Source organism: Acidobacteriota bacterium, assembly GCA_016716715.1.
Classification (GTDB): domain Bacteria; phylum Acidobacteriota; class Thermoanaerobaculia; order UBA5066; family UBA5066; genus Fen-183.
This window is the reverse complement of record JADJVE010000019.1, coordinates 246,415-270,849: the sequence shown is the minus strand read 5'-3', so window position 1 is coordinate 270,849 and position 24,435 is coordinate 246,415. Positions and strand designations below refer to the sequence as shown.

At 70.4% G+C, this 24,435-nt stretch carries 24 protein-coding genes and 1 tRNA gene; 14 read left to right on the top strand and 11 right to left on the bottom strand.

Going from position 1 to position 24,435, the window contains the following annotated elements; translation table 11 throughout:
• Positions 1-18: 18 nt before the first annotated feature.
• On the top strand, positions 19-528 hold the full coding sequence (locus IPL89_18745; protein ID MBK9065189.1) for a PEGA domain-containing protein: 510 nt from the start codon (positions 19-21) through the stop codon (positions 526-528).
• An 11-nt stretch (positions 529-539) separates the two neighbouring features.
• Positions 540-1,055 (top strand): PEGA domain-containing protein, encoded by a 516-nt coding sequence (locus IPL89_18740; protein ID MBK9065188.1) that lies wholly within the window; start codon positions 540-542, stop codon positions 1,053-1,055.
• Here the strand turns inward: IPL89_18740 and arcC are convergent.
• Both arcC and IPL89_18730 read right to left on the bottom strand, forming a co-directional pair.
• Positions 1,045-2,004 (bottom strand): carbamate kinase, encoded by a 960-nt coding sequence (gene arcC / locus IPL89_18735; protein ID MBK9065187.1) that lies wholly within the window; start codon positions 2,002-2,004, stop codon positions 1,045-1,047. The two genes, IPL89_18740 and arcC, sit on opposite strands and share 11 nt — an antisense overlap.
• 19 nt (positions 2,005-2,023) lie before the next feature.
• Positions 2,024-3,826 (bottom strand): long-chain fatty acid--CoA ligase, encoded by a 1,803-nt coding sequence (locus IPL89_18730; protein MBK9065186.1) that lies wholly within the window; start codon positions 3,824-3,826, stop codon positions 2,024-2,026.
• Between the two features lie 53 nt (positions 3,827-3,879).
• On the opposite strand from IPL89_18730, the gene IPL89_18725 reads away from it, so the two are divergent.
• The 3 genes from IPL89_18725 to IPL89_18715 all read left to right on the top strand — a co-directional run bounded on the left by IPL89_18725 (position 3,880) and on the right by IPL89_18715 (position 6,497).
• The gene (locus IPL89_18725) at positions 3,880-4,392 is read left to right on the top strand and encodes a hypothetical protein (GenBank protein ID MBK9065185.1); all 513 of its coding nucleotides are present in this window, start codon (positions 3,880-3,882) and stop codon (positions 4,390-4,392) included.
• Complete coding sequence (locus IPL89_18720; GenBank protein MBK9065184.1) at positions 4,389-5,153, top strand: SDR family oxidoreductase; 765 nt, start codon at positions 4,389-4,391, stop codon at positions 5,151-5,153. The genes IPL89_18725 and IPL89_18720 overlap by 4 nt, the downstream gene beginning before the upstream one ends.
• A 90-nt stretch (positions 5,154-5,243) precedes the next feature.
• On the top strand, positions 5,244-6,497 hold the full coding sequence (locus tag IPL89_18715) for a hypothetical protein (GenBank protein MBK9065183.1): 1,254 nt from the start codon (positions 5,244-5,246) through the stop codon (positions 6,495-6,497).
• 1 nt (position 6,498) lies between these two features.
• Here IPL89_18715 and IPL89_18710 read toward each other — a convergent pair whose 3' ends face one another.
• A complete protein-coding gene (locus tag IPL89_18710) occupies positions 6,499-7,089 on the bottom strand; it encodes a hypothetical protein (protein ID MBK9065182.1) in 591 nt (196 codons plus the stop codon).
• A 33-nt stretch (positions 7,090-7,122) separates the two neighbouring features.
• Here IPL89_18710 and IPL89_18705 point away from each other — a divergent pair, with 33 nt between their 5' ends.
• From IPL89_18705 to IPL89_18685, 5 genes are all read left to right on the top strand, one after another.
• A complete protein-coding gene (locus IPL89_18705; protein MBK9065181.1) occupies positions 7,123-8,109 on the top strand; it encodes a BMP family protein in 987 nt (328 codons plus the stop codon).
• 18 nt (positions 8,110-8,127) lie between these two features.
• A complete protein-coding gene (locus tag IPL89_18700) occupies positions 8,128-9,150 on the top strand; it encodes an ATP-binding cassette domain-containing protein (protein MBK9065180.1) in 1,023 nt (340 codons plus the stop codon).
• Positions 9,151-9,239: 89 nt separating this feature from the next.
• Positions 9,240-9,722 (top strand): hypothetical protein, encoded by a 483-nt coding sequence (locus tag IPL89_18695; protein MBK9065179.1) that lies wholly within the window; start codon positions 9,240-9,242, stop codon positions 9,720-9,722.
• On the top strand, positions 9,719-10,732 hold the full coding sequence (locus IPL89_18690) for an ABC transporter permease (protein MBK9065178.1): 1,014 nt from the start codon (positions 9,719-9,721) through the stop codon (positions 10,730-10,732). The genes IPL89_18695 and IPL89_18690 overlap by 4 nt, the downstream gene beginning before the upstream one ends.
• Entirely contained in the window at positions 10,729-11,592 is an 864-nt protein-coding gene (locus IPL89_18685) for an ABC transporter permease (protein ID MBK9065177.1), read from the top strand. Before IPL89_18690 ends, IPL89_18685 begins: the two co-directional genes overlap by 4 nt.
• 3 nt (positions 11,593-11,595) lie before the next feature.
• Here IPL89_18685 and IPL89_18680 read toward each other — a convergent pair whose 3' ends face one another.
• The 5 genes from IPL89_18680 to IPL89_18660 form a co-directional block, all read right to left on the bottom strand.
• Positions 11,596-12,108, bottom strand: a complete 513-nt coding sequence (locus IPL89_18680; protein ID MBK9065176.1) for a periplasmic heavy metal sensor — start codon at positions 12,106-12,108, stop codon at positions 11,596-11,598.
• A 2-nt stretch (positions 12,109-12,110) separates the two neighbouring features.
• Positions 12,111-12,620: a hypothetical protein gene (locus tag IPL89_18675; GenBank protein ID MBK9065175.1), complete on the bottom strand. Its 510-nt coding sequence runs from the start codon at positions 12,618-12,620 to the stop codon at positions 12,111-12,113.
• On the bottom strand, positions 12,617-13,288 hold the full coding sequence (locus IPL89_18670; protein ID MBK9065174.1) for a sigma-70 family RNA polymerase sigma factor: 672 nt from the start codon (positions 13,286-13,288) through the stop codon (positions 12,617-12,619). Before IPL89_18670 ends, IPL89_18675 begins: the two co-directional genes overlap by 4 nt.
• A gap of 73 nt (positions 13,289-13,361) precedes the next feature.
• The gene (locus IPL89_18665) at positions 13,362-14,063 is read right to left on the bottom strand and encodes a phosphotransferase (GenBank protein MBK9065173.1); all 702 of its coding nucleotides are present in this window, start codon (positions 14,061-14,063) and stop codon (positions 13,362-13,364) included.
• Positions 14,060-15,682 carry a phospholipid carrier-dependent glycosyltransferase gene (locus IPL89_18660; protein ID MBK9065172.1) on the bottom strand — a complete coding sequence of 541 codons (1,623 nt, stop codon included), beginning with the start codon at positions 15,680-15,682 and terminating at the stop codon, positions 14,060-14,062. Before IPL89_18660 ends, IPL89_18665 begins: the two co-directional genes overlap by 4 nt.
• 66 nt (positions 15,683-15,748) lie before the next feature.
• Between IPL89_18660 and IPL89_18655 the strand changes: the two genes are divergently transcribed.
• Together IPL89_18655 and IPL89_18650 are read left to right on the top strand one after the other, a co-directional pair.
• Positions 15,749-15,982, top strand: coding sequence for a hypothetical protein (locus tag IPL89_18655; protein ID MBK9065171.1), 234 nt, complete (start codon positions 15,749-15,751; stop codon positions 15,980-15,982).
• A 68-nt stretch (positions 15,983-16,050) separates the two neighbouring features.
• Positions 16,051-17,244 (top strand): alpha/beta hydrolase, encoded by a 1,194-nt coding sequence (locus IPL89_18650; protein MBK9065170.1) that lies wholly within the window; start codon positions 16,051-16,053, stop codon positions 17,242-17,244.
• Here the strand turns inward: IPL89_18650 and IPL89_18645 are convergent.
• Positions 17,238-17,585 (bottom strand): PilZ domain-containing protein, encoded by a 348-nt coding sequence (locus IPL89_18645; protein ID MBK9065169.1) that lies wholly within the window; start codon positions 17,583-17,585, stop codon positions 17,238-17,240. The two genes, IPL89_18650 and IPL89_18645, sit on opposite strands and share 7 nt — an antisense overlap.
• Positions 17,586-17,645: 60 nt before the next feature.
• On the opposite strand from IPL89_18645, the gene IPL89_18640 reads away from it, so the two are divergent.
• On the top strand, positions 17,646-19,409 hold the full coding sequence (locus IPL89_18640) for a tetratricopeptide repeat protein (protein MBK9065168.1): 1,764 nt from the start codon (positions 17,646-17,648) through the stop codon (positions 19,407-19,409).
• Between the two features lie 11 nt (positions 19,410-19,420).
• A tRNA-Arg gene (locus IPL89_18635) sits at positions 19,421-19,497 on the top strand.
• A 286-nt stretch (positions 19,498-19,783) separates the two neighbouring features.
• On the opposite strand, the gene IPL89_18630 is transcribed toward IPL89_18635, so the two are convergent.
• Entirely contained in the window at positions 19,784-20,308 is a 525-nt protein-coding gene (locus IPL89_18630) for a hypothetical protein (protein MBK9065167.1), read from the bottom strand.
• Between the two features lie 118 nt (positions 20,309-20,426).
• Entirely contained in the window at positions 20,427-24,401 is a 3,975-nt protein-coding gene (locus IPL89_18625) for a carboxypeptidase regulatory-like domain-containing protein (GenBank protein ID MBK9065166.1), read from the bottom strand.
• Positions 24,402-24,435: the final 34 nt, after the last annotated feature.

Here is a 24,435-nt window from a genome sequence, read left to right as displayed (position 1 = left end):
GAGGGCAGGAGGCGTTGCATGCGGATTCGACGCGCGCTCCCCTTCGCGTTCTTCCTCGCGCTCTCCCCCCTCTTCGGCTGCGCGACGATCGCCCACGGAAACCGCCAGACCGTCCACGTGGAAACGGACCCGCCGGGAGCGACGTTCACCCTTCTCGGAAAGCGTTACACGACCCCGGTGGACGTCGAAGTTCCGCGAAAGGCCAAGGACGTCGAGCTCGTCCTCGAAAAGGACGGATATGCGGCGAAGCGGGTCGCTCTCGCCCGGAAGCGTTCTTCCGCCACGTGGGCGAACCTCCTCTGGATCCCCGCGGGCGCCGGAATCGGAGCGCTCGCTACCTCGGGCAGCTCCGACTGGTTCGCGCCGACGCCGGGAGAGGCGGCCGCCGGAGGGGCCGTCGCAGGCGCGATCGTCTCGGGCGTGGCGTTGATCGTCGACGGCGCGTCGGGCGCCAACTACGTCTTCGACCCGCCGTTCATCGTGGTCAGGCTGGATCCGATCCCGGTCGCCGGCGCCGCGGATCGTTGAAAGGAGCGCCCATGCGACGCCGCCGCCCGCCCCTCCTCGCGCTCGCCGTCGCCCTGGCTCCCCTCTTCGGCTGCGCGACGGTCCTGAACGGGCCGAACCAGACGATCCACGTCGAGACGGATCCCCCCGGCGCCACGGTTACGGTGGGCAGCGAGCGCCAGACGAGCCCCGTCGATCTGGTCGTGAAACGCGCATCCAAGGGCCTCGTCGTCGTCATCGAGAAGGACGGATACGTCACCCGAAAGGTCCCCCTCGAGCGCGGCGCGTCCCCGAACACGTGGATCAACTTCGTCGGCCTCCCGGTCGGCCTCGTGGCAGGAGCTGCGATCGGCGGTAATCAGAGCAGCAACGCCTACGAGGAGGTGAGCAACGGCGCCGTGGGCCTCCTGATCGGCGCCCTCGTCGTGCCTGGTGTCATGTTCGCGGTGGACGCCGCGAGCGGATCGATCCACCGCCTCGACCCGCCCTTCATCGCCGTGAAGCTCGAACTCGCCGCGCCGGCGGCGGCCCCGGCCTCTACTCCGTGAACAGGGAAAGGCTCTCGGGCGGCGCCCACTCGAGCGTCGCGACGCCGTTCGAGACTAGAGTGCCCGCCTCGCCCGCGAGGATCCGCGGAATGTCCTCGAGCGCGCCGATCGCGGCCGTCTTGCCGGTCCGCTCGGCGAAGTCGCGGGCCGCTCCGACTTTCGGACCCATCGAGCCGGAGGCGAAGTCGAAGCGCCCGATCGCGGCGGGGGACGCGCGCCGGATCGCCCTCGCCGTCGGCGTTCCCCACCCGACCGACACCGCCGGCACGTCCGTCGCCATCACGAAGAAATCCGCGTCGAGCTGCTGCGCGAGGAGCGACGCGACGCGGTCCTTGTCGATGACGCACTCCACGCCGTGGAGCTTTCCGTCCTCGCCGTAGACCGTCGGGATGCCACCGCCTCCCCCGCAGATCACGATCGTGCCCTTCTCGAGGAGCCATTTCACGGGCCGGAGCTCGAAGAGGCGCTTCGGCTGGGGCGAGGCGACGACGCGCCTCCACTTGGCGCCGTCGGGCGCGATCGCCCAACCACGCTCCTGCGCGAGGCGCTTCGCGTCCTGCTCGGAATAGACGGGACCGATGGGCTTCGTCGGGTTTCGGAAGGCGGGGTCGGCCGGATCGACCTCGACCATCGTCAGGAGCGTCGCGAACGGCTTCTCGAACGGGAGGAGGTTTCCGAGCTCCTGCTCGATCATGTAGCCGATCATTCCCTCGGTCTGCGCGCCGAGGACGTCGAGCGGGAAGTGCGCGGCTTCGAGGCCCGACTCGGCCTGCAGCGCGAGAAGTCCCACCTGCGGGCCGTTGCCGTGCGAGATGACGAGCTCGTGCTCCGACGCAACCGGGGCGAGGGCCTCCGCGGCCCGGCGCACGTTCGCGCGCTGGTTCTCCGCGGTCATGGGCTCCCCGCGGCGAAGCAGGGCATTCCCTCCGAGGGCGACGACGACGCGCATTCCGTGACCGGGAAGCGGCCTACGCGCCCGAGCCCTCGTACATCTCGTCGATCAGGTGCTTGTAGTGCTGGTCGATGATGCGCCGCTTGACCTTGAGCGTCGGCGTGAGCTCGCCGTCCTCGATCGTGAGGTCCTTCGGGAGGATCGCGAAGCGGTGGACGAGCTGCTCGTGGGCCTTGCCTTCGTTCCACCGGTCGATCCCCGTCTGGAACAGTGCGAGGACGCGCGGCTCCTTGACGAGCTGCTCCATCGGCCGTCCCGCAAAGCCGTTCGCCTCCGCCCACGCCGCGAGCTTCTCGAAGTTCGGAATGATGAGGCAGGACAGGAACTTCCTCTTGTCGCCGATGATGACGGGCAGCGAGACGAAGTCCTGGCTCTTGAGGAAACTCTCGATCGGCGCCGGCGCGATGTTCTTGCCGTTCGAGTTGACGAGAATCTCCTTCTTGCGGTCCGTGATCGCAAGGAAGCCGTCCGCGTCGATGACGCCGATGTCGCCCGTGTGGAACCAGCCCTCGGAGTCGATCGCGTCGGCCGTTTCCCTCGCCTTGTTGTAGTAGCCCTTCATGATGTGGGGCCCGCGCGTGAGGATCTCGCCGTCCGGCGCGATCCTGCACTCGACGCCGGGCAGGATCTTTCCGACGGCGCCGAGCCTCCAGGCCGACGGACAGTTCACGGCGATGACCGGGCTCGTCTCCGTGAGGCCGTAGCCCTCGTAGATCTCGACACCGATCGCCCAGAAGAACTCCGCGAGCTCCTTCGCGAGCGGCGCGCCGCCCGAGACGGCGTAACGGAAGCGCGACCCGAGAGCCACGCGCACCTTGCGGTACACGAGGCGCTCGAAGACGAAGTGCTGGAGCGCGAGCGCGAAGTCGGGCGTCTGCTTCTTGGCCTTGAGGGCGACGACCTTCTTGCCGACGTCGATCGCCTGCGCAAAGAGCTTCTGCTTGCCCGCCGACGACTTCGAGACGTTTTCCTGGACGCGTGCGTAGATCTTCTCGTAGACGCGCGGAACCGCGCCGAACAGGTGCGGGTGCACCTCGCCCATGTTGTCGCGCAGCTTGTCGATCGACTCCGCGTACGCGATCGTCGCGCTGCGGCTGTAGAAGCAGTACTCGAGCATCCGTTCGAAGACGTGTGCGAGCGGGAGAAACGAGAGCGCGACACAGGAGGAGTCGAACGGCAGGATCGAGCAGCCCGCGACGACGTTCGAGACGAAGTTCCCCTGCGTCAGCATCGCGCCCTTAGGTTCGCCGGTCGTGCCGGAGGTGTAGATGAACGTCGCGAGGTCATCCGGTTTGCGCGCGTCGGCCCGTTTCTCGAACGCAGCGGGGTCGGCGGCATGGGCGGACTTGCCCTTCTCGAGGACGTCGGTGAACGGCGCGACGCCCGCGAGCGTCGACGGGTCGAAGCTGAGGACGTGCTGGAGCGACGCCTTGACCTCGGCCGACGCGGCGCGCGCCGCGAGAACCTTGCGGGCCTGCTCCTCGTTCGACGTGAACGCCACCACGGCGCCGGAGTCCTTCAGGAGGTACGTGACCTGATCCGACACCATCGTCGGGAAGATCGGCACGAGAACCGCGCCGTAGCACTGGCAGGCGAAGTCCACGATCGCCCACTCGGGCCGGTTCTCGGAGAGGAGCGCGACGCGTCCGCCCTGCTTGACGCCGAGCCCCTCGAGAGCACAGGACACCGCCTTGACGCTGTCCATGAACTGCGCGGTCGAGATGGGCGTCCACGCGCCGGACTTTTTTACGAGGAGGAGATCCGGCTTCGGGGTTTTTTCGAGGTTCCTGAAGATATCGACCAGTGTGCGTGGCGTCATGACGCATCTCCTCCAGAAGTTGTGCCGGGAACCCGGATTATAGTGACGAACCCGTGGCGCTTGCCCTGACGCTCCTTTCCCTCGTTACGCTCGCCGCCCTGGGTCTGTCGGCCTGGTCCGGCTGGGCTGTGTCTCACGCCCTGGGCGGTCTCCCCGCGGCCCGGCACATCGTGGTCGCCGTCCCGGCCGTCCTGTTCTCGCTGTTCACCCAGTCGATGGTCCTTTTCTTCTTCATCGGCACCGGCAAGCTCCTCAAGGAGGCCGCCGCCAGGCGGCCCGACGTGGAAGGCCGCGACTACATCCTGAGGCGGGTCAGGGACTTCAAGGCCCGAACGTCCGCCCTCGCCACGTTTGCGCCCCTGTCCGCGCTCGCGGCGGGCCTCCTCGGCGCCGGCGCGCACACGGGCGCCGTGCCCGCGTGGCTCCACCTCGTGGCCTCGATCCTCACGATCCTGCTCCACGTGCAGGCGCTCGGGCGTGAGGTCGTCGCCATGGCGGAAACGAACAAGCTCATGGACGAAGCGGCCACGCTGGTGCCCCCGGCGGCCGGAGGAGAAGGCGCATGAAGGTCGCACTCGTCACCGGCGGCGCGAAGCGGCTCGGGTTCGAGTTCTCGAAGGCGCTCTCGGATGCCGGGTATTCGGTCGCCCTCACGTACCGCACGAGCCGCGCCGAGGCGGATGCGGCGGTGGATTTTCTTCTTAGAAGGAAAGAAGGGATCCGCGCCGAAGCCTTCCGTGCCGACTTCGCCACCGACGACGCGCCGATCAAACTATTCGAAGAAATCTTCTCTTCCTCCCTCTTCTCCCCCTCTTCCTCGCTTTCGTCCCCCGCGGAGCCACCGCGCCTCGACGCCCTCGTCCACGCCGCTTCGCCGTGGATTCCGAAGCCGGTCGCCGCCGTGACGCTCGACGACTGGGAGGCCGTGTTCCGCGCGGGGCCGCGCGCCGCGTTTTTCCTCGCGCAGGCCGCGGCACCCGAGCTGGCGCGCTCGTCCGGCTCGATCCTCTTCGTCTCCGACGTCGCCGCCACTCAGGCCTGGCCGACGCACGTTCCCCACGCGGCCGCGAAGGCGGCGATCAACGCGCTCGTGCGCAACCTCGCCGTCGCGCTCGGCCCGAGCGTGCGCGTCAACGCGATTGCGCCCGGCGTCGTGATGCCGCCGGCCGACATGAGCCGCGAGGCCGTGGATGCGCTCGTCGCGAGAACTCCGCTCGGCCGCCCGGTCGCCGTCGCCGACCTGATGTCGATGGCCGTCGCGATCCTCGAGAACCGGTCCATGACCGGTCAGGTCGTCGCCGTGGACGCCGGGCGATCCGCCATCTAGCCGGCAGCCGGGCTCGCCGACGGGCAGTTCCCGCCGCGAGGGCCTAGATTTGAATCGAGAGGCCTCCCTTCGCCTCTGGAGGAGTGCTCGATGCAAGCCCTCGCCTCGCTGGCGTGTCTCGTCCTTCTGGCCGTGCAGCCCGCGTCCCCCACGACTCCAAAGCTCACGCTCGTCTCGCCGAAGGGCGGCGAGACCTGGGTTCTCGGCACGACCCAGAACATCGTCTGGAACGCGTCCGGTGTCACGGGCGAGGTCCGGATCAGCCTCCAGCAGGAGGGCTGGAACCTCGGCCGGGGCCTGATCGCAAAAGTGCCCGCCGGCGCCGGGTCGTTCGCCTGGACGGTCGGCAAGCTGATGACGGGCTACACGTCGCTGACGGAAAAGGGCGCCGGGTTCCGGGTGCGGATCGAGGCCCTGAACCCGACGGTCGTCGGCGAGAGCGCGCAGCCGTTCGGCATTGCGGAGATGCCGGCGGCCCGCCCGAACGTCGCGCTCGCCCCGGGAGCCCTCGCCCCGAAGACGATCACGGTGACGAGCCCGGCTGCCGGCGCCACGTGGCAGCGCACGCAAACGTACGACATCACCTGGCAGCAGTCGGAAAACCTGCTGAAGGAGTTCGTTCGGATCCAGCTGCTGAGAAGCACCGGCGAGATCGCGCTCACGATCGAGACCAAGCGGCCTCTCCAGTCGGGCAAGCACGCCTGGCAGCTCCCCGGCGTGAACGACGTGCCGGCCCTGACCGAGGGCGACTACCGGATCCGCATCGAGACCGTGAACGGCGACACGAAGGGCGACAGCGGCCTTTTCCACGTCGCCAGGACGATCAAGTTCTCGAACCCGATCATCCCGGCCACGACGAAGAACGGATCCCACTGGTTCAAGTCGAACGGACAACAGGAGTCTTCGACCTGGGGGAACGTCGAACCGGGGGCGGGCTCCGCCAAGGTCGGTTTCATGAACGCCTACGACAAGCCAAGACAGATCAGCGTCACGTATCGGAGCCACATCTTCATCGACCTCAAGGGCATCAAGGGAAAGGTGAAGTGGGCGAAGCTCAGCTACGCGAAGAACGACGGCACACCGGACGCGGCAAGGCCCGTCTGGGCGCTGACAGCGCCGTGGAACGGGACCTCCATGGACATGTACAACAGCCCGGGGACGCCGGTCAACCTGATGGACGTGAACCAGATGAAGGGCATCGTTCAGGGCTGGATCGAAGATCCGACGATGAACTTCGGACTGGTGATGGCCGGGCCGGACGAAGGCGGGGCGAGAGCCACGAACGGGCACGTCATGATCCTCTCGAACGTGAAGCTAGACGTCGGGATCGACAAGATCTACTGAGTCAGCCGACGAACTCCGACGCCTCCGCTCGCAGCTTCGCGGCGAAGTCCTTCGCGTAGGCGATCCGGCCCGCAGCGAGCCGGCGGCCCGCCTCCGTCGCGAAGCGCGCGGCGTCCATCTTCGTGTCGATCTCGCCCGCCATCTCCGCGAGCGTCATCCGCTCGCGCACGCCGGAGACCAGGATCTGCGTCACGCCGTACGCGCCGACGCTCTCGAGAAGCATCGCGTCGTGGACGATTCGCTCTTCGGGGGATTGCGGGTCGGATTCGATCCGCGAAAGAGAGGAGACGAGGATTCGGATTTCTTCGAGTGGAATATGGAGAGAACGCAGGAGCAGGGACTCGCGGCCGTCGGGCGTGATGCGGCGGGCCGACGGGAGGCCGGCGAACGAGGCGATCAGGAACAGCCGGTTGGGATCGACCCCCGCGTCTCCGGACGGTCGGCCCTTCCCCTCTTCACCTTCTAAGAAATCCGAAATCCGAATTCTCCTCTCGACAAATCCGTAGTTCGTCATCCCGTCGAGTCCCACGGAGAGCGGACGGACGAAGTCGAGAATGCGCGCCTTCGAGGCGGAATCGAGCGCGAGCGCCATGGCATGATCATAAGGAGCCGACGAGGAGGACCCGTGAGCGATCGTTCCGTGCGTCCGTTTGCAGCCTGCGCCGCCGCCCTCGCCCTCGCTGCCTGCGTCGCGCCAAAGGACACGCCGAAGCCGTCCGCCCCGGCGTTCACCGTCGCGCTCCTGACCCCCGGGCCGATCTCCGACGCCGGGTGGAACGCCGGCGCGTACGAGGGGCTCAAGGCGATCGAGAAGGAAATGGGCGCCGGCGTTTCGCACGTGCAGGTCAAGTCGCCGTCCGAGTTCGAGGAGCAGTTCCGCGCCTACGCGGCGAAGGGGACGAGCCTCGTCTTCGGCCACGGGTTCGAGTTCCAGGACGCGGCCGAGCGCGTCGCGAAGGAGTACCCGAAGACCGTCTTCGTCACGACGTCCGGCTCGCGCACGGCCCCGAACCTCGCGCCGATCGTCTTCGAGCTCGAGCAGGCCGCGTACCTCTGCGGGATCCTGGCCGGACGGACGACGAAGACGGGCAGGGCGGGGATGGTGGGCGGCGTCGAGCTCCCGTCGATCAAGTCCACGTTCCTCGCCTTCGAAGGCGGCTTCAAGGCTGCAAGAGAGGGAGGCACGGCGACGTCCGTCTTCACGGGCTCTTTCGAGGACGTCGCGGGCGCGAAGGCCGCCTCGCTCGCGCTCGCGGACAAGGGCGCCGACTCCCTGTTCCAGAACGCGGACGCCGCGGCGCTCGGCGTCTTCAAGGCGGCCGAGGACCGGAAGATCGCTGCCTTCGGCACGAACAAGGACCAGAACGCGCTCTCCCCTTCCGTCCTCGCGTCCGCGGTCATCGACATGCCGCGCGCCTTCCTCGAAACGGCCAGGCGCGTCAAGACCGGAGCGTTCGACGGCAAGCCGCTGCGTTACGGCCTCGAAAGCGGCGTCGTCTCCTTCGTCCTGTCGCCGGCGGCGAACGTTCCGCAGCCGGTGCGGGACGAGCTGAAGGCGACCGAGGACCGGATTCGCGCGGGCACTCTGACGGTCCCGAGAGGCAATTTCTGAGATCCTTCGAATGGGTGTGTGAGCGCCGCCCACAGGCCAGGCTCCAGCGGTTCCTCTGCGCCGATGCCCATTCAACCTTCTAAGAAATCTTCGTCTTCCTCTTCGCTTCCCGCGCTCGAGCTGCGGCTGATCTCGAAGCGCTTTGGCGAGACGCAGGCTCTTTCCGAAGCCAACCTCTTCGTCTTCCCCGGCGAGATCCACGCGCTCCTCGGCGAGAACGGAGCCGGCAAGTCGACTCTCGTCTCGATCGCCGCGGGACGCCTTGCGGCCGATTCCGGCGAGATCCTGCGCGGCGGTCGAACCGTCCGGTTCGCGGGCGCCCGGGACGCGCGCGACGCGGGCCTCGCGCTCGTCCCGCAGCACGACCTCCTCGTCGGAGCCGTGAGCGTCGCGGACAACCTCGCGCTTCTCGACCGGAACGCGCCCTTTGTCGAGAGCGCGCGGGCACGGCGCACACGCGTCGCGCGGCTCGCGGAGGCGTTCGGCCTCGAGCTCGGCGGCCCGGACGACCGCGTCGACGCGCTGCCGGTCGGCACCCGCCAGCGCATCGAGATCGCGGGCGCGCTCGCAGGCGAACCGGACATCCTCATCCTCGACGAGCCGACGGCCGTCCTCTCCCCCGACGAGACGGCGACCCTCTTCGCCGCCCTCCGCAGGCAGGCCGACGCCGGCGCCGCGATCGTCCTCATCACGCACCGCCTCGCCGAGGTCTTCGCGGGCGCCGACAGGCTGACGCTCCTCGCGCGCGGCAGGACGGTGAAGCAATGCCTCATCGGCGAGACGACGGCGGCGGAGATCGGCGGGCTCCTGATCGCGGGCTCGGGGGCGGGGAAAGCGCGCGCCCCGGCGAGCCACGCCCCCTACTCACTTTCGAAGAAAGGCGCCCTGACAAGAGCCTCGAAGTCCGCAACTTCAGGCCGGCCGCCACACCTCCGAAGCAAGAGCTTCTTTCCTTCTCTCTTTCCCCCGGCGAGCTCCTCGTCCTTCTCGCCATCGACGGCAACGGGGCGGACACGATCGCGTCCGCGGTCGCCGGGCTGACTCCCTTCGCGGGAGAGGTCCGCGTCGGCGGGGCCGCGCTGCCTTCGTTCGGCGACCCGCTCGCGTTCCGCGCGGCCGGCGGAGCGTTCGTGCCCGCGGATCGGCGCGAGGAGGGGCTCGTCCTCGACCTCGACCTCGCCGAGAACCTCGCGCTGCCGAACCCTCCGGGACGGTTCTTCCTCGACCGCGCCGCGATGCAGACGCACGCGCTCGAGCGGATGAAGGCGTTTACCGTGCGCGCGCCCTCCCCTTCCACTCCGGCGCGTGCGCTTTCGGGCGGCAATCAGCAGAAGCTCGTCCTCGCGCGCGAGCTCGCGGGAGCGCCCCGCCTCGTGGTCGCGATCCACCCCACGCGCGGCCTCGACCTCGCCGCCTCCGCCGCCGTGCGCGCCCGGCTCGCCGAGGCGTGCGCGGCCGGAGCGTCGGTCCTCGTCGTGACGTCCGATCCCGACGAGGCCTTCGACTACCGCGGCGGCGTCCGCGTCGTGACGCGCGGGGCGCTCTCCTGCGAGGTCGCGGGCGGCACGGCGCCCGCGGCGCTCGGCCGGCTCATGGCGGGGCTCGGAGCGTGAGCGTCCCGCGCCGCGTGCTCGTGCCCGCCGCCGCCGCGGTGACCGCGCTCGCGACGCTCGCCGGGCTCGCGGTCCTCGCGGGCGCCTCTCCCCTAGACGCGCTCCGCGCGCTCGCGCTCGGCAGCCTCGGCTCGCGCGCCGCGATCGGCGAGACGCTCCTGCGCTCGACCGGCATCGTCCTCACCGCCGCCGGCGCCTGCCTCGCGCTGAGGGCCGGCGTCCTGAACATCGGCCTCGAGGGCCAGTTTCTCGCGGGCGCCGCCGCAGCAGCCGCCGTCGGCCCCGCGCTCGCCGGCATGCCGTTCGTCGCGCGCGCGGCGATCCTCCTCGCCGCGGCGCTCGCGGGCGCGCTCTGGGTGCTGCCGGCCGCAGTCCTCGCGGCGAAACGCAACGTACCGGAGGTCCTCTCGACGATTCTGCTGAACCTGATCGCGGCAACCGCGGCAGGCGGCCTCGTGCGCGGCGCCCTGCGGGATCCCGCCGGGGACTACCCGCAGAGCCGTGCGCTCCCGGACGCCGTGAGGCTGGAGCCGCTCTTCTCCGGCGGCCGGGCGACCGCCGCCGTCCTCGTCGCATTGCTCGCAGTGGCGATCCTCGCCGTGCTGCTCGCGGCGACGCCGCTGGGACTGAAACTCCGCACCGTCGGCCTCGCGCCCAAAGCGGCCCGCGCGATCGGGCTCGCGGACGGGCGGCTGAAGCTGCTTGCCTTCGCGGGTTCCGGCGCGCTCGCGGGCCTCGCCGGCGGGCTCGAGGTTCTCGGCGTGACGGGGCGGCTCTACGACCCGTTCGCGACCGGGACGGGCTACACCGGCCTCGCGGCCGCGCTGCTCGGGCAGGCGCAGCCCGTCGCGTCCGCATTCGCCGGCCTTTTCTTCGCCGCGCTCGGCGCCGGATCGTCCGCGATGCAGCGCGACACCGGCGTGCCCGCGGCTCTCGCGGCGCTCGTCCCCGGCGTCCTCGTCCTCGCCGTGCTCGCCGCGCGCGCCCGCGCCGGAAGGAGCGGCTCGTGAGCGGATTCCTCGCGATCACCGTCCTCCTCGCGGCGCCGCTCCTCCTCGCGGCCGCCGGCGAGCTGCTGCTCGAGCGCGCGGGCTCGATCCAGATCGGCGTCGAAGGCACGATGCTGCTCGGCGCGTTCGCGGCCTTCGCGGCCTCGCAGAGAGGCGCGGGCCCTCACGGGGCGCTCGCCGCAGCGGTGCTCACGGGCGTCCTCGCGGGCGCCGCCTTCGCGCTCTTCGCCGTCGCCGGGCGCGCCGATCCGGTCCTCGTCGGCACTGCCTGGAATCTCGTCGGATACGGCGCGACCGCATTCGGGTACCGCCTTCTCGCGGGTGCGACGGGTTCGGTCCTCGAGATCGCGACGCTGCCGCCCGTCCTCCTCGGAATGCCCGCCGCGGTTCTCTTCGCGTTCCTCGCGCCGATCCTCCTCGAGCTCTTCCTGGCCCGGACGCGCCCCGGCCTCGCCGTGACGGCCGCCGGTGAGAATCCGCTCGCGCTCGACGCGCTGGGCGGCTCGGTCGTGCGCGTCCGCAGCGCCGCGTCGCTCGCGGCCGGCGCGCTCGCGGGCGCGGGCGGAGCCGTCCTCGTCCTCACCGTGTCGCCGACGTTCGTCGAGGGCGTGACCGCCGGCCGCGGGTTCCTCGCCCTCGCGCTCGTCGTCTTCGCGCGCTGGAAGCCGCTGCGCCTGATCCCGGGCGCGCTCCTGATCGGCGGCGCGACGGCGCTGGCATACCGGCTCCAGGCAGGGGGCTCGACGGCGATCCCCTACGCCGTCTTCCTCGCGCTCCCCGGGATCCTCGCGCTCGCCGCCCTCGCGGTTGCGCGCGGGCGCGGGGGCGCGCCGAAGGCGCTCGGGTCGCCCGCGCCCTGAGCCCTACTGCGGCGGCCGGGGACCGGCCGAGGAACGCGGCGGGGCGGGCGCCCCGTCCGGGGACATGTCGCCGCGGCGATCCGTCTCGCCGCGCCGCTTTTCCTCGCCTCGCTCGCGGCGCCACTCGTCCCGGCGCTCGAGGAACAGCGTCCACTGCTGCGACGTGAGGACGGCTTTCTGCTCGAGGAACATCATCGTCATCGACTTGCGGAGCTTCATCCGCGACTGCTCGAGCGCGTCGACCGCGGCCGAGACCTTCTTCGGATCGGCGTCCTTCTTCGTGACGAGCTCCTCGACGTCGATCTGGTTCTTCTCGACGTCGGCCTTGAGGTCCACGAAGGACTTTCGGTTGCGGGCGAAAATTTCCTCGAGCTTTTCCTGCTGCTCGGGCGTGAGCTTGAGCATCTGGACGACGCGGGGCCGCTTCCACCACTTGCCGGGCGGCGTCTCGGGCATCTGGGAGAGCGCCGGCAGCGCGAGCGCGGCGCCGAGCGCCGCGGCCAGTGCGACGCGCATCCTCACAGCGTTTCCTCGGCCGCGAGGCGCGTGAGCGACGAGTCGTCGAGAACGCGGTCGATCGCGCGGAGAAGCTCCTCGTCGGAGCTGTCTACGGACGAAGGCGTCGGACTGGCGGCGATGGTGCTCGGAACGGCAGGCGGCCGGGACGCGAAGTGGGAGACCGTCGCGGTCGCCACGAGAACGAGCGCGGCGGCGAGGCTTCCGAACGCGAGGAACGGGTGCCGGACGAGGCGCGGGCGGACGCTCGAAACCCGGGCCTTCGGCGCGGCGGACGAACGGATCTCCTCCATCGTGCGCTCGGACTGCGCGGACCAGAACGACTCGGGCAGCCCGTCCACGTAGCCCGAGACGGCCCCGCGGTCGAGGAGCCAGGCCGAGCGCAGGCGGGCGACTCGCCCCTGGCAGGCGGCGCAGGTGGCGAGGTGCGCCGGAACGGCGGCAGGACGGCCCTCCTCGGGGAACACGCGCGCGGCGATCTCGTCGGCGCTCAGGTGGGGAGTGGCGCTCATCGCAGGTCCTCCAGGCAGACGCGCAGCTTGCGGGCCGCGCGGAAGAGGTGGGACTTGATCGTCCCCTCGTCGAGTCCGGTCGCGTCGCCGATTTCGGCGATGGACTTCTCCTCGTAGTGCTTCATAACGAAGATCGAGCGCTGCCGTGGGGACAGCGTGACGAGCGCGACGGCAATGCGCCGGCGAATGTCTCCCGACAGGAGGTCCCGCTCCGGCGACGTGCCGTCCGCCGGGTCGAGCCACGGCGGGATCTCCGGGCCGTCGTCGTCGTCGAGGTCGCGCAGGTCGGAGAACGAAACGACGGGGCGGCGGCGGCGGATCCGGTCGCGCACCGTGTTGATCGCGATGCGGGTGAGCCAGGTCTCGAATGCGGACTCGCCCTTGAACTCGGGGAGCGCGCGGAACGCCTTGACGAAGACGTCCTGCGTGACGCAGTCGGCGTCGGAAGGGTCGCGCAGAAGCGTGAAGACGAAGCGCGTGATCCGCTTCTGGTAGGTCTTCACGAAGTACTCGAACGCGTCGACGTCCCCCGCGACGACGCGGGCGATGACGTCCGCCTCCGCGGCCAGGCGCTCGGTGCGCGCGCGCGATTCTTCCTCCTGGCGGAGCTCGTCGGTCATGCCCGCGCCCCCGTCCACCCGGTGAGGAAAGCTGAGGACCTTTGCCATCGCGTATGCCGTCACGGGAGTTGGACGCCGCCGAACCCGTGCGGGTTTACAAGGATAAGCCCTTGCCGCCCCGTCACTTCCGCCAGGGGCGGACCCGGGCCTTGAAGTCGTCCCAGAGGACGATCCGCCGGCGCAGGGCCGGGACGCAGAATGCGGCGGCCGGGGGCACGGGCTCCGGGTCGAAGTACCTGGAAAGAAGGAGCTTGACGTCCTCCGGCCGGTTCAGTCCCGGGCGGGCGAGGTCGCGGCAGCGCGAAAGAAACGGAATCGGCGCGTCCCCGACCCGGGCCCTGTCGAGATCCACGAGCCAGAGGCGGGGTCCCGACTCTCCCCGCGTGACGAGGACGTTGCCGTCCGTGAAGTCCCGGAAGAAAACGCCCGAGTCGTGCAGGCGCCGCGCGAGGCGCGCGAGCGCCGCCACGATCTCCTCGAACCCGTACGGAAGCGAAGGCGCCGGCAAACCGGCGCCGTCGCGCTCGAGGAACCACCGGCGGATCTGCTCGGCGCCCTCGAGCCGGCGCGCGACGTACCAGCCTTCGCCGCCGACGCGGCCCACGGCGAGCGGCTCGGGCGTATCGATTCCGCGGGCGACGAGCGCCCGAGCAACCTCCCACGACCGCTCCGCCCGGTCGCGGCCGCCGCCGACCCGGACCTTCTTCACGACGGCTGCGATGTGCTCGTCGCCGCGTGCGAACGTCGCCTCGAGAACCTCGTGCCGCCCGGGGTGCCTCACTCCGGCGGCCGGAAACGTGACGGAGTCGGCGAGCGTCGTCATCGCAGCGCGAGGAGCTGCGCGACGTCTCCGCCCACGCGCTGCCGGTCGAGGACGACGAGACGCGAGAGCCGCTCGTCCTTCCAGTACTGCCGCTCGCTCTCGTCGGCGAGGACGAGCGCGCCGGGCGTCCGCTCGAGCCAGTCCGCAAGGTCGCGGTCGGTCTTGAAGTGCTCCGTCTTCCGCCTCAGAACGAGGATCGGGTAACACCGGTACGTTCCGCCGAAGTACGCGAGCGGCTGACCCGCGGACACGCGCGGGCGGATGCGCTCGTAGAACGGCCGCCCGGTCTTGAGCACGTCGAGGGCCGGCAGAACGACGGCGCCGGCGGCGAGCTCTCCCGCCGCGACCGCCGCGGCGAGCGCGAGGACGGCCGGCGCGGCCTCGCGCCGGCGGAAGAGGACGAAGAACGTCCCGAGCGCCCCGACGCCGAGCGGGATCGCAACGAGCGGCACGAGGCCCGAGAATGCCGGCGCCCGGCGCGCCACGACCGGCCCCAGCGCGATCGCCGCGGCGAGGAGGATCCCGGCCACGAGTCCGGCGTACCCCCGCACGTACCCGCGCGCCGAATCCCGCGCGTCGCGCGGGCGGTCGGCCGCCGCGACGAGCGCGGCCACGAGGACCGCCGCGAACGGGTACGCGACGAGCAGGTACTTGCCCTGCTTGGCCTGCGACGTCGACAGGAAGACGAAGCAGACCGCGGCGACGGTGGCGGAGAACCCGAGCTCCGGCCGCTCGCGAAACAGCCCGCGCGGCACGAGGACGAGTGGCGCGGCGAGCGCGAGCGCCGTCCACGGGAAGAAATCGCTCCACATGCTCTCGAAATAGAACCACCACGGCTGGATGTGGTCGAACGCCTGGAAGAAGCGGTTCCAGTTCTGGTTGACGATCAGGTCGTACGCGTACGCGGGGCCTCCGGCGCGGGCGGCGAAGAAATACCAGGGGAGGACGAGGAGGAGAAAGACAAAGATGCTTCGAATGGGTTGCAGACGGCGGAGGAGGAGCAGGGACCTGGCGATGGCGCAGCGGGCAAGGACGACCAGACCCACGAGCACCACGGCGAGGGGCCCTTTGGTGAGGACCGCCGCCGCGAGCGCCACCCGCAGCACCCACAGCCAGCGGCGCGCCGGAACCTTCCCCTCTTCACCTTCTAAGAAAAAAACAGCGAGCAGACTGAGCATCAGCAACCCTGAAAAGAGGGCGTCCACCTGCACGTACTGCCCCTGCCAGAAGACGATCGGCGCCACCGCCGTCGCGGCGCCCGCAATCAGGGCTTCCTTCTCCCCCCCGCGCCGCCCCGCGAGCGCCGCGGCGCCGAAGACGAGGACCGCCGCCGCGAGCGCGGACGGGACGCGGGTGCCGAGGGGTGACACGTCGCCGCCCGTGAACGGCGTCGTCGCGGCGACCGCCCAGTAGTAGAGGATCGGCTTTTCGGAGTACGGCTTTCCGTTCTCGTACGGAAGGAGGAGGCTCTTTCGCTCGAGCATCTCGCGCACGTGCTCGGCGAAATCGGGCTCGTCCGGCGACCAGAAGTCGCGCCCCGCCGCCGCGACGAGACAGAGCGCGGCCGCGGCGGCCGCGAGCCAGAGCGGCACGGTGAGGCGGGTCGGAGGGGCAGTCACGCCGCCCAACGATACGACGAGCGGCGTTTCGCGCTCCGGGCGACAATGGGGGACGGAGGCCCTTTCATGGACAACAAGTACCTGCACACGTTCCGCCTCGTCGTCGAAGGCCTCCCCGAGCCGGTCGAGTTCCACATGTTCCACGAGCTCGAGGACGTCGCCGAGGTCACGGATTCCTTCGCGAAATACGTCGCGCGCCAGGAGGACGACTTCCTGCCGATCGGCGAGGACGAGGCCGTGCGCGCGAACCGCGTCCTCCGGATCACGCACCTCAGGAGCGAGCGCCAGCCCGACGCCTGAGCGGACGCAACTTCCCCGCCTCCCACGCGTAAACCCGAAGTCGCCACGGGACCGCACGGAGGAAACGCATGCCCCGCATCACGCGCACGGCCCTCTTCGTCCTGCTCGCCGCGCCTTTCGTCGCTCGCGCCGCGACGCTCATCCCGGGCGGCGAGCGCGTTTCCCTTCCGTCGAAGGTCCTGGGAGAGGAGCGGACGCTCCTCGTCGCCGTCCCGGACGGCTACGCGGCCTCGAACGTCCGGTACCCGGTCCTCTACCTCACGGACGCCGAGACGCAGTTCGTCCACACGAGCGCGACCGCCGGCTTCCTGGCGCGGACCGGCTCCATGCCCGGCGTCATCGTCGTGGGCGTCGTGAACACGGACCGCTCCCGCGACCTCACGCCGTCCCGCGATCCGCGCTTCCCGACGAGCGGGGGCGCGGACCGGTTCCTGGACTTCCTCGAGACGGAGCTCGTTCCGTTCGTCGAGGCGCGTTACCGGACCGCTCCCTACCGGATCTTCGCGGGGCACTCGGCCGGCGGGAACTTCGCGTTCCACGCGATGCGGACCCGGCCGGGCCTGTTCCAGGGGGTCATCGCCGTGAGCCCCTGGCTCGTGTGGGACAAGCGCAAGGGCCTCGCGCCCCTGACCGCATTCCTCTCGGGCGGCGGAGTCAGGACCCGCGCGCTCTTCTTCACGTCGGGCGACGAGGGCGAGGAGATGCGCGACGTCCTCGGGCAGGTCTCCGCCGCCCTGAAGTCCTCCTCGCCGAAGAACCTCCGCTGGTCGAGCGCGCACTTCCCCGGCGAGCATCACGACTCGGTCGTCCTCCAGAGCCACTACGCCGGCTTCCGGATGATTTTCGACGGCTGGTCGATCCCCACGGACCCGGAGACGGAGCAGCTGGTCGGATCGCTGGACGACGTGAAGAAGCGGTACGCGGACCTGAGCGATCGATTCGGCTTCACCGTGACGCCGCCGGAGGTCTCGGTGAACCGCCTCGGCTACCAGGCGCTCGTACGGAAGAACCTGCCGGCGGCCCTCGGCTTCTTTCGTTACAACGCGAGCACGTATCCCGAGTCCCCGAACGTCCACGACAGCCTCGGGGACGCGCTGGAGGCGAGCGGCCTGCTCGACGAGGCGCTCGCGAGCTTCTCGCGGGCCGCCGAGCTCGGCGCAAAGAGCGCCGACCCGAATGCGAAGATCTTCAAGGCAAACGCGGATCGCGTGCGCGTGCGGCTCGCGACGCAGGCCTCCGAGGCGCCCGCCCGGCGTCAGTGAGCGGGTTTCCGCTTCTTGACCCTGGCGGACGTGGTGGACGTTGCGTCCGCCGGTTCGGGCTCTTTGACGTCCGTGCCGAGGATCTCGACGCCGAGCGCGTGGCGGCCCGACTCGTGCTTTCCGGCGGTCCTGACGACGCGGCACGTGAACCACTCGTCTGACTGAAGATTCGTGACGTGGAGCTCGGTGCCGATGGCGACGTTCTCGGTGCACAGGATGAGCGCCCCGGTCGGGCCTGCGTCGAGCGTGCAGCCGGCCGTCAGCTTGCGCTCGCCGATGCGGACGCCGATCGGGATCACCGCTCTCGCGCGCTCCCCCGTCCGCCGCTCGTCCTTTTTCATCCCGCCGAGTTTAACTCTCCCGGGCCCACGCCGAGCGGACCCCTGGCTTATCGTGGGCCGGTGACGCGAAAGGTCCTCCCCGGGCTCCTCCTCTTCGCGGCGGTCGCGACGGCCTTTCTGCCGGCGCTCGCCGCGGGCTTCATCTGGAACGACGACACGTATCTCACTGCGAATCGCACGCTGGACGGCCTCGACGGCCTCCGCCTCATCTGGACGCAGCCGCGTGCCAACGAGCAGTTCTATCCGATGGTGTTCACGTCGTTCTGGGTCGAGAAGCGCCTCTGGGGCCTCGACCCGTTCGGGTACCACCTCGTCAACGTGCTGCTGCACGCCGGGTCGGCCCTCCTGCTCTGGCGGTTCCTCGCGCGCCTGGGACTGCGCGGCGCGTGGCTCGCGGCCGCCGCGTTCGCGCTCCACCCGATGTGCGTGGAATCCGTCGCGTGGGTCACGGAGCGCAAGAACACGCTGTCGCTTTTCCTGTCTCTCCTGGCGATGCACGCGTACCTCGCGGCACGGGGCCCTCGAGAGGAAGAGAAGACCGAGGATCTTCTTAGAAAGGGTAAGAGGCAGCGGCGCGCCGCCAACGGCGTGTCCGTTGCCGGGAGCGCGCCGGCGCGGCGTCCCCTTCTTTCATTCATAGGATTTTTCCTCTTCCTTCTCTCCGTGTTTGCGAAGACAACAGCTTCCGTCATCCCGGGAGTTCTCCTCGTCCTCGTCTGGTGGCGGGACGGGCGCGTCAAGAGGGCCGACGTTCTCCCGCTCGTTCCGTGGTTCGCGGCCGGAATCGCTCTCGGCGCCCAAACGGCGTGGCTCGAGCGCACGGCCGTCATGGCCGTCGGCAAGGAATGGGCGCTGGACCTGCCGAGCCGCGTCGTGCTCGCGGGCCGCGTGGCCCTCTTCTATTCGCAGAAACTCCTTCTTCCCCTCGACCTCGCGTTCATCTACCCGCGTTGGACGGTCGATCCCCATGCACCCATTCAATGGCTTCCCCCTCTGGTTGTCTTCCTCGCCCTTTTCCTGGCGTGGCGGTTTCGGGAGCGCCTCGGCCGCGGCCCGTTCGCTTTCCTGCTGCTCTTCGGCGGGGTCCTTTTCCCCGCGATGGGGTTCTTCAACGTCTACCCGATGCGCTTCTCGTGGGTCGCCGACCATTTCGCCTATCAGGCCGTCGCGGTCTTCGCGGCCTCTGCCGTGTGCGGCGCCGCCGCGTGGACCGCGGGGTGGCGGGCGCCGTCGCGGCGCGCCGCCGCCGCGTTCGCCGTGGCCGTGATCGCGCTGCTCGGGACGCTCACCTTCCGCCAGAGCCGGATCTACCGCAACGAGGAAACTCTCTGGAGCGCGACGCTCGTGAAGAACCCGGACTGCTTCATCTGCCATACGAACTACGGGATCTGGCTCATGGAGAACGGCCGCGATCCCGAGGCCGCCACGCATCTCGAAGCGTCGAACCGCCTCAAACCGGACGAGGTCCCGACCCTGCTCAATCTCGCGCTGATCGACGAGCGGCGGGGCCGCTACGACGACGCGGCCGCCCTGCTCCGCTCGGCCCTCCGCGTCGATCCCGCGAACGCCGCCGCCCTGATCAACCTCGCGAAGGCGGACGCCCGCGCCGGCCGCGTGAACGAGGCGATCGCGTCGTACCGGGAGGCGCTGCGCGTCGGGTCCGCCGGGGACCATCTCGCGCACAACGGCCTCGGCGCGGCCCTCATGCGGCAGGGCCGGGAGGCCGAGGCGATCGAGCACTTCCGGGAGGCGCTGCGCCTGAAGCCCGACTACGAGCATGCGCGCATGAATCTCGAGCGCGCGCTCTCGAGCGGACGCCGCTAGAATGCAGCCGAGGGCCCGTAGCTCAGTTGGATAGAGCAGCGGTTTCCTAAACCGCTTGTCGCAGGTTCGATCCCTGTCGGGCCCACCATCTCCCCGCGCTCAGGCAGTATGGGAGCGTCACCCACGCCCTGGAGCCGCGGGTCCAAGGCTCGCGGAGAGCGCCGGGAAGGCGAGGATCAGGAGCACGAGGACAGCCACGAGGACGAGGAGAACGCGTTTGAGCACGGAGCGCTCCTTTCAAAGAAAGGGGCGGCGGGATCCGCGCGACAGCGCCCGATCCGCCGCCACCCGATGCCCCTCAGTCGAACTGCCCGGAATGTAGTCCCTATGAAGCCTCCGCGCCGCGCCGCCGGCCGTCTGATGAGCGATGGGCGCTACGGGATGATCACCCACGCCCTGCAGGGCCGCGTCCAGGGCTGCGGCGGCACGAGCTCGCTCTCCATGGACGTGAAGTAGACGGGCGACGGCGGATTCGGAGGCCAGATCGACGTCGTGGCGCCCGTGACCCCCTTGCAGCAGCTGGGCGGATTCCCCTGGACCTCGAACTCGACGTGGACGCCGACCGGGAACGCCTGGCCAGTGTTGTTGACCCAGTACAACCGCTGGGAGGTCGCCATCGGGTTAATCGTCGGCGGATACATGAAGATCCCGCAAGAAATCTCCTTCTTGACGGTCGTCGGCTTGAAGACCGGCATCGCCCCGCGGGCCAGCTTGAGCGACGGGTTCGGCGCCGCCAGCCGCTGCAGCTTCGCGTGCAGCGCCGTCTGCTCCGACGTGAGCGCCTGAGGCTTGGCGGCGGAGGCCGAGACCGTCTTCGGCTGGTCGGCGGAGAACGCCGGGAAGCCGAGGATCACGAGCACGAGGACAGCCACGAGGACGAGGAGAACGCGTTTCAGCACGGGACGCTCCTTTCAGTGGAGGTGCCGGTCGGCCACGCGCGACGTGCCCGAGCCTCCGGCACTCGATGCCGCTCGGTCGAACTGTCAGGAATGTAGGGCTTGGAGCGCCTCCGCGCCGCTATTTCACCGCGATCCGCGTCGTGCCGCCCTCGGTCACCGCGAACGGGATGGGTGCCGAGCCCGGGCAGGACAGAGTGCCGGAAACGGGCGGAAAGTTCGGCAGGTGGATCGAGGCCATGGAGATCGACAACTCGCCGCGGTTGCCCCACGTATGGAACGCAAGAGGAGTGCCCCGCGGTCCGTTGACGACGCACTTTAACGGCGCGGTCTTGAGCCTATCGGCCGACACGTCGATGTCGAGTGTCCCGCCCGGTGTGAGGGCGACGGCAAGCGCCGGACCGGGCACGGGCACGCCGTCATGGACGGACGGCGCGAACCCGCTGGCAATCGCGACGATCGAGTACGAGCCCGGCTTCAGCGAGGGGATCTCGCCGCGGCCCGCGCTGTCGAGGCGGACGTACGTGCTCACGACCTCGGCTCCGACACCGTCGGAGACCCTCACGGAGAGCGATCCGAGCGGCGTCCCGAGGAGCCCGTCGCGGCCCGTCACGTCGAGGCCGTCGCCGCGGGCGAGCTCGATCACGAGATCCTCGGGGCCGTCCGCGGTGACGCTGCGCGTCTCGAGGACGTAGCCCCTCCTCTGCGCCGTCAGCTTGAGCGGGCCGGCCTCGAGACCCTCCAGCTGGAACCGGCCGGTGTCATCCGTCGTCGCGTCGTGCGTCATCCCGAACGTCCCGTCCGCGTTCATGCTCTTGATCGAGACGCGCGCGTCGCCGAGGGGCTGGCGCGTGCCGGACGCGACGACGCGGCCCGCCACGCGGCCGGACGGCAGGGCGAACTCGAGCGAACGGTCGCCCGTTAGCTCGATCTTCTGCTCCGGAGCGGTGCCCGACGTGGCGAACGAGAAGACGTTCACGCTGTACGACCCGGCCTTCAGTCCCGTCAGGCGGCAGATCCCCGAAGGGTCGGTCGTGCCCATTCCGGGCGTCGCGGCCTCAGCCAGAGCGGGTCGCGCGTAGACGTTCGCTCCCTCGACGTCCTTCCCGTCGCGCACGACCCTTACGGTCAGCGTGAACCCGGACTCGAACGGGATCTCGACGTCCACCGTGCCCTCCTCGGGAACCGTCAGCGGCCGGCTGATGGAGCGGCCGCCCGGATCGCCGGTCGAAGCCACACGCGCGTACGCCTGCCCGCGGCCCGGGGCGACGTCACGCGCCTCGAACCGGCCGTCCGGAAGCTCCTTGGCCGGGGCCCAGCTTCCCGCTCCGGTAACCATGACGCTGAGCTGCCGGCGATCCTCCGGAGAGAGGCCCGTGACGTTCACCAGCACCGTCGCGCCCCCGCCCACGACGACACGGACATCGTCGCGTGCCTGATCGGCCTCCAGAGTGACGTCGACGGGCTTCGAGCGCCGGCCGGTGCTCCCCGCCGTGAGCGTGAAGCGGCCCGGCACGAGGTGCGAGAACCGGACGCGCCCGTCCGGCCCCGCGACAGACTTCGATCCCCCGTAAGAATTCTGGCCGGCCTGCACGAGAGTCACTTCCGCGCCCGCAACCGGCTCGCCGCCGGCCGAGACGACGACGGCGGAGATCGTCCCGCCGGGCGAGAGCTTGAGCTCGACCGTGCCTCCCGCGTCCCCGACCTCTATCGTCTCGCTCGCGGCCGTGAACTCGGGCGAGGTCGCCGTCACCCGCACCTTCCCGGGCATCACGCCCTCGAGCTCGAACGCGCCGTCGGAGTCGGACGTCACGCGAGCCGGCGCGGAATCGGCGGACACCTCGGCCTCCGGGACGGGCCGCCCGCTCCGGGCTTCGACGACGCGGCCGCGGACGACCGCGCCCCGGGCGAGCCGAACCTCGACGCCCGACCGCGTTTCACCTTCCTCGACGACGAGGCCGCCGACGCGGGCGGCCTGATAGCCCTTCGCGACGACGCGCACCTCGAGGGCGCCCGCGGAAGCGTTTTCGATCGCGAACTCGCCCGTCTCGGCCGAGACGTCCTGCCGGACGGAGTTGGCCCACCAGTTCGGCCCTCCGCTCGACTGGTCGCCCTGGGCGCGGACCTGGTACTCCGGAACGGGGCGGCCCTCCGGATCCACGACGCGGCCCTCGATGCGGCCCGTTCCGGTCGCGAGGATCTCGACGCCGTCGGCGGGAGCCGTGACGGTTTTCTTCGGCGCGTTCGAGCTGCTGGAGTACATGAAGAGGTTGTACGGGACGCCGGCCTTGAGGCCGTCGATGCGGAAGCTGCCGTCAGGGAGCGTCCGGGCGAAGCCGTTGCTTCGCACTGCCGCGTCGACCGCCGTGGCGTTCACGCTCTGGCCGGGGACGCCACTGCCCTTCTTGCCGCGCACGCTTCCCGCGATCACGGCCTCGGAGCCGAGGACGATCGAGAGCGGGTCCGGGCCCTTGCCCTCCGCAACCGCGGCCTCCCGTGTCTCACTCGCGTATCCGACCCTCGAGACCGAAACGGTGTAGTCGCCCGGGGCGAGCCCACCGAGCCGGAAGCGGCCGTCCGGGCCCGTCGCCGTTCGCGGCCAGCTCCACTGCGGCGCGGAAAGGGAGCGCGGGGGCACGCCGTACGCCGCGCGCCCCGGCGAGAGACTCACGCTCGCACCGGCAAGCGGAGCCTCGCCCGCGCTCACGACGCCCGTGATCACGGCGCCGCGGCGAAGGGACAGCGAGAGGCCCGCGCGCGCCTCGCCGGGCTTGAGGCCGAGGTCGCCGACCGAGAGCGTCTCGAAGTCGGGGTGACTCGCGAGGACCCTCAGGGTCTCGGCGGATGCGAGCCGCCGCAGCGTGAACGAGCCGTCGTCGCCCGTCAGGACCGACGAGGATGCGCCCATCACGGGCCGCGGGCTCGCGTCGTACGCGCGGACCTTCACCCCCGCGAGAGGTCGACGCTGGTCATCGACGACCTTCCCGGCGACGGATGCGGCCGGGCGCACGAGGATCTCGATCGGCCTCGAAGCTTCGCCGCGCGCGACCGTGCGCATCGACGTCACGTAGCGCGGCGCGCTCGCCGCGATCCGGAAGTCCGACGCGGGCGCGGGACGCACCGTGAACGTCCCGTCAGGGCCTGAGCGCGTCCAGAAACGGAGCCTTCCCGCGGACACGTCGAGGACGGCGCCCGCCACCGGCTTTCGCGTCAGGGCGTCGATCACGCGTCCCCGGGCCGTCGGCGCCGGCGCGAGGATGACCTTCAGAGGTTCGCCTTCGGGACGCGGCAGCGCCACACCCGTGACCTCCCTCATGCCGCGCTCGCCTCCGTCGGCGAGGACGGTCACGCGCCCCGCGGCGAACGCGGCGACCGTGAAGCGTCCCTCCGCGTCCGTCTCGGCGGCGGCCCAGGCTTCGCGCCCGTCCACGCGGACGATCGCCCCGGCCACCGGAGTCGTGCCGTCGGCCGCGAGAACCACTCCGGCCAGTGGCAGACCCGGGCGCATGACAATCGCCACGTCCTTCGCTCCGCCGCGGACGTTCGAGGCTCTGGCCCTGACGAAGCCCGGCTTCTCCGCAAAGACGTCGCTCGAAGCCTCGGCGACTCCCTCGAAGGCGAAGCGTCCGTCCGCGCCGGTCCGGACGGAACCGGGCCCACCGGGATGCTCGACCTCGACGTCCGCCAGCGGCCGGCCCTCGACATCCACGACGCGGCCCCCGAGAGGCACACCCTTGCGGGCTGCGAATTCCCCGGCGTCGTCGACGTCCGCGGTGTCGAATCGGCCCGGGAGCCACGCCGACGCGACGCCGCCGCCCGCGCACGCGAGGCTCACGAGCTTCCCAGTCTCCCCCGCCACGGCCTCGAAGACGAGGCGGAACTCTCCCTTCGCGTTCGTGAGAGCCTTTGCGATCGCGGCGGGTCGCGGCTCGCGGCGGGCCTCGCGCCGCGCCGCCTCCGCGGGCTGCTCGACCGGAAGCGCCGAAACCGTGACGCCCGCGACAGGCTTGTCGTTCAGCGTCACGCGGCCCGTGATCTCGCCCGCACGGACCGGCAGGGCCATGAGAAGGAGACACACCACCAAATTGGCTTTCATCTCTTGTACGATTCTGTCGGCCGGGCCGTCCACC